This is a genomic window from Pseudomonas morbosilactucae, from assembly GCF_023241665.1.
In the GTDB taxonomy this organism is placed as follows: Bacteria; Pseudomonadota; Gammaproteobacteria; order Pseudomonadales; family Pseudomonadaceae; genus Aquipseudomonas; species Aquipseudomonas morbosilactucae.
The window spans coordinates 67473-79678 of record NZ_JALQCX010000049.1 but is presented as its reverse complement, the minus strand read 5'-3'; the positions used below and the strand labels follow the sequence as shown (position 1 = coordinate 79678).

General features: G+C 64.0%; 10 protein-coding genes and 1 tRNA gene. 1 reads left to right on the top strand and 10 read right to left on the bottom strand.

What is annotated here, in order from left to right; genetic code table 11:
- Nucleotides 1-51 precede the first annotated feature (51 nt).
- Nucleotides 52-927 carry a TylF/MycF/NovP-related O-methyltransferase gene (locus tag M1B35_RS23780; protein ID WP_268263263.1) on the top strand — a complete coding sequence of 292 codons (876 nt, stop codon included), beginning with the start codon at nucleotides 52-54 and terminating at the stop codon, nucleotides 925-927.
- Nucleotides 928-1299: 372 nt separating this feature from the next.
- On the opposite strand, the gene M1B35_RS23775 is transcribed toward M1B35_RS23780, so the two are convergent.
- The 10 genes from M1B35_RS23775 to M1B35_RS23730 all read right to left on the bottom strand — a co-directional run bounded on the left by M1B35_RS23775 (nucleotide 1300) and on the right by M1B35_RS23730 (nucleotide 12202).
- Nucleotides 1300-1373, bottom strand: a tRNA-Gly gene (locus M1B35_RS23775).
- A gap of 249 nt (nucleotides 1374-1622) precedes the next feature.
- On the bottom strand, nucleotides 1623-2507 hold the full coding sequence (locus M1B35_RS23770) for an alpha/beta fold hydrolase (RefSeq protein WP_268263262.1): 885 nt from the start codon (nucleotides 2505-2507) through the stop codon (nucleotides 1623-1625).
- A 344-nt stretch (nucleotides 2508-2851) separates the two neighbouring features.
- Nucleotides 2852-3544, bottom strand: a complete 693-nt coding sequence (locus tag M1B35_RS23765) for a 16S rRNA pseudouridine(516) synthase (protein WP_268263261.1) — start codon at nucleotides 3542-3544, stop codon at nucleotides 2852-2854.
- A 33-nt stretch (nucleotides 3545-3577) separates the two neighbouring features.
- On the bottom strand, nucleotides 3578-3796 hold the full coding sequence (locus M1B35_RS23760; RefSeq protein WP_268263260.1) for a cysteine-rich CWC family protein: 219 nt from the start codon (nucleotides 3794-3796) through the stop codon (nucleotides 3578-3580).
- Nucleotides 3789-5276, bottom strand: coding sequence for a sensor domain-containing diguanylate cyclase (locus tag M1B35_RS23755; protein WP_268263259.1), 1488 nt, complete (start codon nucleotides 5274-5276; stop codon nucleotides 3789-3791). Before M1B35_RS23755 ends, M1B35_RS23760 begins: the two co-directional genes overlap by 8 nt.
- Before the next feature lie 164 nt (nucleotides 5277-5440).
- Nucleotides 5441-9031, bottom strand: a complete 3591-nt coding sequence (gene uca / locus M1B35_RS23750) for an urea carboxylase (protein ID WP_268263258.1) — start codon at nucleotides 9029-9031, stop codon at nucleotides 5441-5443.
- Between the two features lie 178 nt (nucleotides 9032-9209).
- A complete protein-coding gene (locus tag M1B35_RS23745; RefSeq protein WP_268263257.1) occupies nucleotides 9210-9851 on the bottom strand; it encodes an urea amidolyase associated protein UAAP2 in 642 nt (213 codons plus the stop codon).
- A gap of 11 nt (nucleotides 9852-9862) precedes the next feature.
- Nucleotides 9863-10588: an urea amidolyase associated protein UAAP1 gene (locus tag M1B35_RS23740; protein ID WP_268263256.1), complete on the bottom strand. Its 726-nt coding sequence runs from the start codon at nucleotides 10586-10588 to the stop codon at nucleotides 9863-9865.
- A 13-nt stretch (nucleotides 10589-10601) separates the two neighbouring features.
- The gene (locus M1B35_RS23735) at nucleotides 10602-11390 is read right to left on the bottom strand and encodes an ABC transporter ATP-binding protein (protein WP_268263255.1); all 789 of its coding nucleotides are present in this window, start codon (nucleotides 11388-11390) and stop codon (nucleotides 10602-10604) included.
- Entirely contained in the window at nucleotides 11387-12202 is an 816-nt protein-coding gene (locus tag M1B35_RS23730) for an ABC transporter permease (protein ID WP_268263254.1), read from the bottom strand. The genes M1B35_RS23735 and M1B35_RS23730 overlap by 4 nt, the downstream gene beginning before the upstream one ends.
- Between the last annotated feature and the right edge of the window lie 4 nt (nucleotides 12203-12206).

Genomic DNA, 12206 nt, shown 5'->3' with positions numbered 1-12206 from the left:
TGCCCTACGTCAGTCACCGGCGCCACTCCACTCGCTAGATAGGGATAATCCATGTCGCTCCCCGACGATTTTTCAGCCGAGCACTACCTGCACCTGCACCCGGATGTTAAGGCGGCCGGCCTTGATCCGGCGCAGCACTATCTGCGTTTTGGGCTTAACGAGGGGCGTGCCTACAAGGGCAATGCCCGCTATGTGGAGAAGACCACCCACAACCCCCTGATGCCGAAGATCGCCGACACCTATCACTACGATGGCCTGGCGTCCCGGCATAACCATGACTTTATGATCGACCCCACCTACATGGCGGCGTATGGCCGTGGGGTGAAGGCGGCGGGTGCCGACTATCAATGGTTCTGGCGCGTGCACATGGGCCTGTGGGCGGCGAGAACCGCGTTCAAGCTGCAGGGTGATTTTGTCGAGTGCGGGGTCAACCGCGGCTTCCTGAGCTCGGCGATCATGCATGACCTGGACTGGAACTACAGTGGCAAGCGCTTCTTCCTGCTGGACACCTTTGCCGGTCTGGATGAAAGCTCGCTCTCGGATGCCGAAGTGGAAGGTGGCGTGGCCGAGCGCAATCGCAAGGAGATCGCGTCGGGTTTCTACACCACCAACTTCGAAGCGGTGCAGCAGAACTTCGCCGAGTGGCCAGGGGCGATCCTGATTCAGGGCAGCATTCCCGGGACCCTCGATCAGATCGACGCGCAGCGCATTGCGTTCCTGCACATCGACCTCAACTGCACCCAACCGGAAGTCGCGGCCCTGGACTACCTGTGGGACCGCCTGGTCCCTGGGGCGATCGTGCTGCTCGATGACTACGCCTTCTATGGCTACCAACCGCAGAAAGAGGGCATGGATGAGTGGGCGGCGAACATGGGCGTGGCCATTGCCAGCCTACCGACCGGCCAGGGCTTGCTGATCAAGACCTGAGGCGGTGCCAGCGAGATAAAAACCGGCACTCAGTGGCCGGTTTTTTGCCTGCAATCGGCTTGCGGTCAGCGCTGCATCGAATTCAGGTTCAGCCAACTGACAGTGGCGGGCTGGTAAAAAAGCCCATGCCCGGCAGGAGCCGGGTGGCAACAAGGGGGCAACCACTGAACGCGGTCCTGGGCGAAAGCCCAGGGCCGTTTTTTTTGCACACAAGCGTTGTCGCGACGCAGCCCGAGGTTTTCTCGGCAGTGATATGGGTTGCGGCAGGAGCCATGGCCGAATGACGGGCATAAAAAAACCGGTCCATTGGACCGGCTTTTATCTGTGCTGCATCCCTCGTCATTGCATCCTGACGCTGGATTTGAAATGGACTGGAGCGGGTGAAGGGAATCGAACCCTCGTTATCAGCTTGGGAAGCTGGAGTAATGCCATTATACGACACCCGCTCGAACGGCTGACTTTGTACCAGATGTGAGCGTGGATTTGAAGTTTTTCTTTGTGTGGCGTGCGTTTGCGCGTGTGGAATGGGACGCGCGGGCAGGGGAGGGTGTCGACGGCGGGCGTTGGGCACGCAGAGGCGGGGCAGGCTGACAGGCAGGAAAACAGCAGGCGTTGCAGTCGATCGCGGACAAACCCTGTTGCTGGAAAAAACAGCGGATTCTCAGCAGCGCAAGGCTGCCCGCGATGACCTCATTTCAGAGCGCCAATGCATGGTGGTCCTGGACGTACTGATACCGCGAACGGCTTTCGTGCCTGGCCGGTTTCAGAAACCCCAGCAAGGCGTCGCGACTGTCTCGGCAAGCGGATTTGTGTTCCATGTCGAGGAAGTGACCGGTCGCCTGGATGGTGCTGAAGCTGGAGTTCTGCACATGATTGGCGAACAGCTTGGCGTCATCGGCAGCGGTGTACTCGTCCCATTCGCCGTTCATGAACAACACCGGAACATCGATGCTGTTGGCCGCCTTGAGGTAGCACAGGCGATCGCTGTGGAGCACATGGCTGATGTGGAAATGCATCTGCCCGTATTCGTGCTCCGCCAGGCTGCTGACGTGGCGGTAGTTGAAGCGCTTGAACAACGACGGCAGGTGTTTGCCGATGGTGTCGTTGACCAGGTGGCCGACACGATTGCCATCACGGCTGCCCAGGTAGTCGACGCCGCGTTCCAGGTAGTCGCGCATCGGTTCGTTGATCACCGGCGAGAAGGAGCTGATCACGGCCTTTTCGATACGCCGCGGGCGATGCGCCAGGGCGATCAGGGTGGGCGCGCCGCCCCAGGAAAAGGACATCACGTGCTCAGCGGCGAAGTGGTCGATCAGTTCCAGGAGGATCTGCCCTTCGACTTCCTTGGTGAGCATTTTTTCATGCTTGTTGTGAGCCTTGGATTTGCCCGCGTAGGGCTGATCGTAGAGCACCACATTGAATTGCGGATGCAGGTTTTTCACGGTCTGGGCAAAAGACGCAGTAGTGGCCATCGAGCCGTTGACCAGAATGATGGTCTTTTCTGCGGCATCTGCGCGATAGAACTCCGTGTAAACCCGATACTGACCCTGTATATCCAGCACAGCGATTTCTGGCCTCATGTCGTAAGACTCCTGGCAAGCGGGTATGCGCGCAACTGAGTGTGCGCGGGCTTTGTGACAGGTAGGCATACGCCTGGAATCTGGGAGCCCATGTCGATCCGATAAGGCAGGTCGACGGGTGTTGTTATAGGCGGGCGATCTGCTGGCGGGAATGCGGAGCCTGAGGGCTCACTGCCGGCAAAAAGTTTCTTAGAAGTATGGTGGTGACTCATCGGTCACATTTTGGCCGACGGTCTGATTCAAGCAGGGCCGCGACCAACCTGCAAGTGCCTTGGACAAATTGTTCGGCAGGTTCTGCCCAGTGGTCATTTCTGGCGCCTGCGACGTGCGCAGTCGCGGCAGTTTCAGACTTGGCGGATTTCGCCTTCGGTCAATGCCCGGTACTCGCCCGGTTGCAGGTTCGCGTCCAGCACCAACGGGCCCATGCGTTCACGATGCAGGCGCAGCACCTTGTTGTCGAAGTGGCCGAACATGCGCTTGACCTGGTGATAGCGCCCTTCAACGATGCTCAGCCGAGCGCACCGTGGGCCGAGGATTTCCAGATCGGCGGGCAGGGTGGTCAGGTCTTCGTAGGCAAAGTACAGGCCCTGGGCGAAGGTGCTGATGTACTCCGGGCCCAGCGGCTGTTCGGTTTCCACGTAGTAGAGCTTGGGCAGTTTGGTCTGCGGCTGGGTCAGGCGCCGGGACCACTGGCCGTCGTTGGTGATCAGCATCAGTCCTGTGGTGTTGTAGTCCAAGCGCCCGGCAATGTGCAGCTCGTGTTTGTCCGGCTCGTGGATCAGGTCCAGCACCGTGGCGTGTTCGGGGTCCTGGGTGGCGCTGACGCAACCCTGGGGTTTGTGCAGCATGAAGTAGCGGGCGCGCTTGGCCTCCTGCAGCAGCTCGGCGTCGAGTTCGACCCGGCTGAATTCCGTGACGTCGGCGCGGCTGTCCCTGACGACCTGCCCATCGATCCTGATCCGCCCCTGTACCAGCAGCAGGCGCACCTGTTGTCGGTTGAAGCGCGGCAGGTTGCTGAAGAAACGGTCTACTCGCATGGCTGTCGGCGGTATTTGGAAGGGGCGCGCATCTTACGGGATCGGCTTGGCCGCTGCCTGCAACTGTGCCTCGACCTGGGCGCAGCGCGGACACAGGCAGGCCAGGTTGCGCAGCGCCGCAGGCAGCGCTTCGAGCACGGCCGGGTCGATGCTCACGCTGTAGCACCAGCAGGCCTGGCTGGCGCGGCGCGGGTCGGCCAGGGTGCAGTCGTTGCGGGCACCACAGGCGGGGCAGAGGTCGGGTTTATTCATAGCTGGAGTGAGGCATTTCCACGCAGGTGCGGTTACGGCCGGTCTGTTTGGCACGGTACATCGCCTTGTCGGCGCGTGACAGCAGGTTGTGCAGCGTGTCGTCGGCTTGCAGGGTGGTCAAGCCGATGCTGACGGTCAGGCGCAGGGACTGCCCTTCGTACTCATAGTGCCGTTGTTCGGTCAGCAGGCGGATCTTCTCGGCAATCTTCAGGGCCGTGGCGCTGTCGGTGTCCTTGAGCAGGATGATGAATTCTTCCCCGCCCCAGCGGCAGACAATGTCCGACTGGCGCAGGCAGCTCTCCAGGTCCCGGGCGAAACCGGTCAGCACCTGGTCGCCGGCCAGGTGGCCGTAGGTGTCGTTCAGGCGCTTGAAGTGATCCAGGTCCAGCAGCAGGGCGCTGAGGGGCTTGGGTTCGCGGACGGCCTCGTGTATGGCCTGGGCCGCCAGCAGGTCGAAGCCGCGGCGGTTGGGCAGCCCGGTGAGGCTGTCGAGGGTCGCCTGGGCTTCAATCTTGCGTTGGTAACGGCGCACCACGCGGGCCAGCAAGGCGATCACCACCAGGGTCACCAGCAGGCAGATCAGCAGGTTGAGGTACAGCGACTGGCGGATTTCGCTGAGGGCGCCGTCTTCGCGCTTGTCGACGAACAGGTACCAGTTCAGCTCGGGAATAAAGCGCACATTAAGGAAATGCCCTTGGCCCTGGGCCGAGTATTCGTAGCTGCCGCTGTGGGGCTTGGGCAGCTTGGCGTGCAGTTCCTGCATGCTCGGCAGCTCGCTCAGCGACTGGCCGCTGCGGGCCCCGCCGGGGCCACCCTCGGCGCCGGTGAGTACCAGGCGGCCGAAGGTGTCGACGAAATACACACTGCGCTGGTAGCGCTGCTGATACTTGTCGATCAGCTTGATCACGGCGTCCACCGTCAGGCCCACGCCAGCAGCACCGATGAAGTTGTTCTGGTAGTCGTAGACCTTGTAGTTGATGAAAAAGGTCAGGTTGTCCTGGTTGGCCAGGTCCGGGTCGACGTTGATCTCGTAGGGCGCGGTCATGTCGCGAACCCGGAAGTACCAGGCGTCCCGGGGCTCATCGGCCTTGATCTTTTTCAGCACGCCCTTGGCCTGGTAGTAGGTCAGGCTGGTGTTGGAAACGAAGAACGCGGTGTAGGCGTTGTAGTGGGTCATGACCTCGTTGAGGTAGCGGGTCATTTGCATCGGGTCGCGTTCGCCGGCCACGACCCAGTCCCGCATAAAGGTGTCGCGGGCCATCATCGAGGAGATCAGGATCGGGCGGACCAGGTCTTTCTGGATTTCCGAATACACCGTGTCGGACGTCAGCGGCAGTTCGGTGTTGACGATGTTGTCGCGGATCGAAGTACGGGAGGCGTAGTAGCTGAGCAGCGACGTGGCAAGGAAGCCGCAGCCCAGCAGGGCAACCAGTGAGATAACCAACGAACGTTGTGAATACAGGGGAGAACGAAGCGACATGGCGATTCCGTTGGCAGTGGCCCGATGGGAGCCATTCTAGTGGCACGGCACGGAAATAACTGCGTCATTTAGCGGCGCCTTCGGCAGAAAATCAGCCCCTGCCGAGGGGCCGGCGAGGGGGCTCCAAGATGGGCTCCAGTGCCCTGTCGCCGGCACGCTGGCCTTTACCGTTGTTCTTCCAGTACCACCACCCGTTGCCCGGCCTGCACCGCGGAACCGGGCTGCACTCGGACCTCGCGGACCACCCCGGCCACCGGGGCCAATAACGGGATTTCCATTTTCATCGACTCCAGGATCACCAGCACATCCCCCGCCGCGACCCGGCTACCGGTCTCCACCTGAACCTGCCAGAGGTTGCCGGCCAGGTGGCTGTCGACGCTCAGTTGGCCGAGTTCCAGGGGCGTGTCGGCGCCGATGGGCGCGCAGGCCTCTTCGCTGTCGAAGTGCGCCTGGCCGCTGGCGATCCAGCGTTCCCGTTCGGCCTGGAAAGCGCCTTGTTGTTGCTGCCGAAACGCCTCGATGCTCTCGGCCTGCTGCTGCAAAAAGGCCTGGTAGTCCGCCAGCTTGAGCTGGCTGTGCTGGATGTCCAAGTCGAAACGGCCAAGGGGAAAGTCGCGCCGAATCCGCAGCAGCTCATCGGCGCAGACCGGGTAGAAACGGATCTGGTCGAAGAAGCGCAGCAACCAGGGCTTGCCTTCGAACGCCGCGACCTCGCGGTAGCGGTTCCACATCTGCAAGGTGCGGCCGACGAACTGGTAGCCGCCCGGGCCTTCCATGCCGTAGACGCACAGGTAGGCGCCGCCGATGCCCACCGAGTTTTCCGCGGTCCAGGTTCGCGCCGGGTTGTATTTGGTGGTCACCAGGCGGTGGCGCGGGTCCAGCGGCGTGGCCACCGGGGCGCCGAGGTAGACGTCGCCCAGGCCCATCACCAGGTAACTGGCGTCGAACACCGTGCGCTGCACTTCGTCGAGGTTGGGCAGGTCGTTGATGCGGCGGATGAACTCCAGGTTGCTCGGGCACCAGGGCGCGTCCTTGCGCACCGTGGTCATGTATTTCTCGATGGCCAATTGGCAAGCCGGGTCGTCCCAGGACAAGGGCAGGTGAACGATGCGCGACGGCACTTGCAGGTCCTGGGCGGCGCACACCCCATCCCATTCACCGGCAATGATCCCCAGCAGGTCGGCCAGGGGCAGTTGCTCCGGTCGGTAGTGCACTTGCAGCGAGCGGATGCCCGGGGTCAGGTCGATCACCCCGGGCAGGGCCTTGGCTTCCAGGGCTTGCATCAAGGCGTGGCCGCGAAAGCGCAGCACCAGGTCCAGCTCCGGTGTGCCGATTTCCAGCAGCAGGTGAGTGTCCCCGGCCAGCCGCGCCACCAGCCGTCGATCGTCCTGGCCAAGGTCGAGGACCACCGGATCCTGGAGAGGGCCTGGCGCAAATGAAGGTTGCGGGCCCGAAGCGCTCAGCCAGTCCCGGCATGCGTTGCGGGCCTGCTCCAGGCTGACCGGAAAGAACTGCACCTTGTCGCCGGCCTTGAGCTGGCCCAGTTGCCACAGGTCGGCCTCGATTACCGTCACCGGGCAGACAAAACCACCCAGGCTTGGGCCATCCGGACCGAGGATTACCGGCATGTCGCCGGTAAAGTCCACGGCGCCGATCGCGTAGGGGTTGTCATGGATATTCGACGGGTGCAGCCCGGCCTCGCCACCGTCGGCCCGCACCCATTCCGGCTTCGGCCCGATCAGCCGCACCCCGGTGCGGCTGGAGTTGAAATGCACTTCCCACTGGGTGGTGAAGAAAGTTTCGATATAGCCCTCGGTGAAGTATTCCGGCGCGCCATGGGGGCCATAGATCACGCGGATCTGCCGCACGGGCGGCAACTCGACGAGCTGCTGCGGTGCCAGTTGCTGGCCGGCGCTGCGCTCGTTCAGGACCGGCAGGTGCAGCACGTCCCCGGCCCGCAGGGCACGACCGCCATGGCCGCCGAACTGGCCCAGGGTGAAGGTGCTTTTACTGCCCAGGTAATCCGGTACCTGCAGCCCGCCGCGCAGGCACAGGTAGCTGCGTGCCCCAGCCCCGGCGAGGGTGCCCAGGCTCAGGGTGGCGCCGGCCGGAATCAGCAGCGCGCGATTCATCGGCTGCGGTTCGCCGTTCAAGGTCAGGGGGATCACCGCGCCGGTCACGGCCACCACCGCATCGCAGTTGAAGCGTAGCAAGGGCCCGCTCATGGTGATTTCCAGGGCGGCGGCGCCCTCTTCGTTGCCCAGCAGGCGGTTGCCCAGACGCAAGGCTCGGCTGTCCATCGGCCCGGAAGGCGGCACGCCGACCGCCCAGTAGCCGAGGCGCCCGGGGTAGTCCTGGACGCTGGTCTGGGTGCCGGCGCTGAGCACTTCCAGGGTATTGGCCTGGTAGCTCAGGCCTTCCAGGCAACGGGTCCAGGGCCGGCCGCTGGCGAAAGGTGCCGCGAGCAGAATCTGCCGCAGGTAATCGCGGTTGGTCTCCACGCCATAGAGCACGCTGTCGCCCAGTACCTGATGCAGTGCCTGGCGCGCCTGTTCGCGGTCCGGGGCCCAACTGATGACCTTGGCGATCATTGGGTCGAAATAGGGTGGGATTTCGCAGCCGGCTTCGACCCAAGTGTCGATGCGCAGCTGTTTGCCATCGGCCTCCGGGAAGCTAACCGCCGTCAGCAGACCGGGGCTGGGCTGGAAATCCCGCCCCGGGTCTTCGGCGTACAAGCGCGCCTGGATGGCATGGCCGGACGCCTGAAGGGTCTGGCTCAGATGGCTCAGCGGCGGCAGGTCGCCAGCGGCCAATTGCACCATCCAGCGCACCAGGTCGACGCCCCAGACTTGCTCCGTGACCCCGTGCTCTACTTGCAAGCGGGTGTTCACTTCGAGGAAATAGAAGCGTTGCGTGTCGCTGTCGAAGACGAACTCCACGGTGCCAGCGCTGCGGTAGTTGACCGCCTTGGCCAGTTGGATGGCCGCGGCGCACAGGGCTTCAGCCATGCCTTCGGGCAGGTTGGGCGCCGGGGTTTCTTCAAGGACTTTCTGGTTGCGCCGTTGCACCGAGCAGTCGCGCACGCCGAGGGCGATGACCTGGCCCTGGCCGTCGCCGAACACCTGGACCTCCAGGTGCCGAGCGCGCTGGATGTATTGCTCGATAAACACCCCGGCGTCGCTGAAGTTGTTCTGGCCCAGGCGTTTGACCCCTTCGAAGCACTCACTCAACTCGGCAGCGCTGCGGCAGACGCGCATGCCGATGCCACCGCCGCCGGCGGTGCTTTTGAGCATCACCGGGTAGCCCACCTGCGCAGCGGCGAGCAGGGCGGCGTCGAGGTCGTCCAGCAGCTCGCTGCCTTCGAGCAACGGCACGCCTTGGGCACGGGCCAGGGCGCGGGCGGTGTGTTTCAGGCCGAACACGCGCAACTGATCGGGGGTTGGCCCGACAAAGGCGATGCCCGCGGCTTCGCAGGCTTCGGCGAAGGCCGCGTTCTCCGAGAGAAAACCGTAGCCGGGGTGAATCGCCGTGGCGCCGCTGGCCCGTGCGATGGCGAGGATCTTGTCCACCGCCAGGTAAGTGCCCGCCGCGGCCCCTTCGCCGAGGCTGTGGGCTTCATCGGCTTGCAAAATGTGCAGGCTGGCGGCATCGGCCTCGGAATACACGGCAACGCCTTTGACCTGCAGTTCGCGCAGGGTGCGCAGGATGCGACAGGCAATGGCGCCGCGGTTGGCGATCAAGAGAGTTTCGAACATGGCATAACCCCTGGAGGCGATCACGGATCCGCCTCGACCTGGGATGCGGGCCGTCCCGCAGTTGTCGATGGGCGCCGGGGTCGTCCCCGGCGGCAAAGTCCAGGCCCGGGTTACTTCAGGCACTGCCCCGAACGGCTCTGGCACAGGGCGAACAACCAGCGACGCAGACGCGGGAATTTCAGTTCCATACCAATAGCTCCGCAGGGGTGGGGTTGTAGGCGTTGCAGGGGTTGTTCAGTTGCGGGCAGTTGGAGATCAGCACGATCACGTCCATTTCCGCCCGCAGGTCGACGTATTTGCCGGGTGCCGAAATGCCGTCTTCGAAGGTCAGGCCGCCGTCGGCGGTGACCGGCACGTTCATGAAGAAGTTGATGTTGGGGCCGATGTCACCCTTGCCCAGGCGGCCATCGTGGGCGCAGGCCCGCAGGTAGTTGTCGCGGCAACTGTGCATGTAGCGTTTTTCCAGGGCGTAGCGCACGGTGTTGCTTTCCTGGGCGCAGGCCCCGCCCAGGGTGTCGTGCTGGCCGCAGGTGTCGGCCACGAGGGTCAGCATCGGCCGGCCCAGGTTGGAATAGAGCACGCTGCCGGTGCTCAGGTAGACCCGGTTTTGCCGGCGCAGGGTGCGTTGCACGTCATAGCGCTCCTTGGGGTTGGCCAGGCTGTAGAACAGGGTGTCCACGGCCTGGTTGCCTTCCAGGTCGAGGATGCGCAGGGTCTGACCGGCCTTGACTTCCATCAGCCAGGGTTCGCCGGCGGGGATGGTGGCGCGGTACACCGCGGTGTCGGGGTGTTTTTCAGCAGTGGCGAGGGCGAGAGACATGGCGGCGATCCTCAGGCGAACAGACGGTCGGTGTTGATGAAACCGCGCTCGTTCTCCGGGCGCGAAGTGCGGCAATGCTCGGCGACGCTGGGGTCGGCGTTCATCCAACTGAGCTTGAGCGGCTGGGGGGCGTATTCGGGTTTGGGGTCCATGGGGTGCTGCAGGGCAGTGAGCACCACCAGGGTGTCCATCGGTGCGTAGAGTTCGATGTAGTCGCCGGCCTTGGCGTTGCCGGGCACAAAATGCAGGCCGCCGTCGGCGTCCACATCGACCCGGCTGAACAGGTTCAGGGTCATCAGCAGGTCGGACAGGCCCAGGCCCCATTTGCCCAGTTCCACCAGCAAGTTGTCGGTGCCATTACGGTAGAAACCGTTGCGCCGTTCCTGGAAACGTCCCTGGCCGTACTTCTCTTCGACTTCCTCTGCGCACAGCACGCCACCGAGGCTGTCGCTCCAGCCGCAGGTGTCGGCGGTGATGGCCGCCAGCACCCGGCCCATGTCCGAGTACAGGCAGTGGCCGGCGGTGAGTTTGGCGGTGTGTTGGCACTTGAGGCTGTCGGGCAGGTTCAGGCGTTCGGTTTTCTCGTGGGCATTGAGCAGGGTCAGGCTGACGTTGGCGCCGCCGCGCAGGTCGGTCAGGCGCAGCAATTGGCCGCGCTTGAGGACAAAGGAGCGGTGGCCGCCGCCGGGCAATGTTTCTTCGGCGAAGGGCGGGAACAGTAGGGTCGAATCGGTCATGGCTAAAGTCCTCTCAAGCAATACGCAGCGTGCCTGCCAGCGTTGCCGGCAGGGCGTCGACGGCGGCGCGCAGTGCGCGGCGGTCGCTGTTCAAAGGGATGTCGTAGGTGATGCGTGCGCCATAGGCACCTGGGGCGTGGGGGTCGTGACGGACCTTGTCGAACACCAGCAAGCGGGTGCCCAGGCTGAAGCCTTCGGCCAGGTCGTGGGTGACCATGAACACCGTCAGCCGGGTTTCACGCCACAGCTCCAGGAGCAGTTGGTGCATGTCCTTGCGGATGCCCGGGTCGAGGGCGCCGAAGGGTTCGTCCAGCAGCAGTACCCGGGGTTTCATGATCAGCGCCTGGGCAATCGCCAGGCGTTGTTGCATGCCACCGGAGAGTTGGGCCGGGTACTTGTCCAGGGCATGGCCGAGGCCGACCTTGTGCAGCAGGGTGGCGGCCTGTTCCCGGGCTTCGCGCTTGGCGCTGCCGAACAGCCGGCCGAGCAGCGGCGAGCGTGGCAGTTCCAGGCCCAGGGCGACGTTGTCCAGCACCGACAGGTGGGGGAATACCGAGTAGCGCTGGAACACCACGCCGCGGCTGGGGTCCGGCTCGCCGAGCAGGGGCTGGCCATCCAGCAGGATCTCGCCGCGGCTGGCGCGTTCTTGGCCCAGCAGCAAGCGCAGGAAGGTCGACTTGCCGCACCCCGAGGCGCCCACCAGGGTGCAGAACTCTCCTTCGTTGATCTGTAGGTTGAGGCGTTCCAGCACCACTTGTCCGGCGTACTGCTGCCACAGGTTGTTGACCGTGATGAAGCTCATGGGCGTGCCCCTTCGTACCAGGGGAACGCACGTCGGGTCAGGCGCTTGAGGCCCCAGTCCATGAGCCAGGCGAGCAGGGTGATCCACACCACGTACGGCAGGATCACGTCCATGGCCAGGTAGCGGCGCACCAGGAAAATCCGGTAGCCCAGGCCATCGGTGGAGGCGATGGCTTCGGCGGCGATCAGGAACAGCCAGGCCGACCCCAGCATCAGGCGCAGGGCGATCAGCAGCCGTGGCAGCAATTGCGGCAGCACCACCCGCAGGATCAGGGTCCAGGTCGAGGCGCCCAGGGTCTGGGCCTTGATCAGCAGTTCCACGGGGATCTCCCGGGCCCGCTGCTCCAGGTCCCGGGCCAGGCAGGGGGTGATGCCGATGACGATCAGCATCACCTTGGACAGCTCCCCGAGGCCGAAGACGATGAACAGGATCGGCAGGATCGCCAACGGCGGCACCATCGACAGCACCGTCAGCAACGGCGACAAGGGCGCACCGAACAACGGCAAGGTGCCGGCGGCAATGCCCAGGCACAGGCCGGCCAGGGCGCTGATGCCCAGGCCCATGGCCAGGCGCTTGAGGCTTGCAGCGGTGTCTTGCCACAACAGGTAGTCGCCGCTGCGCGGGTCGGCGGTAAAGCCCAGGCGCTTGACCGCGTCGACCATCTGCACTGCGCTGGGCAGCAGCTTGTCGTTGGGGTTGTCCGCCAGACGCTCGGCCGACCCCATGAAGTAAGCCAGCAGCACCAGGGCGAACGGCAGGAGCACCAGCAACAGGCGACTCGGGCGATCGGGGTGACGATTGATCAGGCGCATGGCC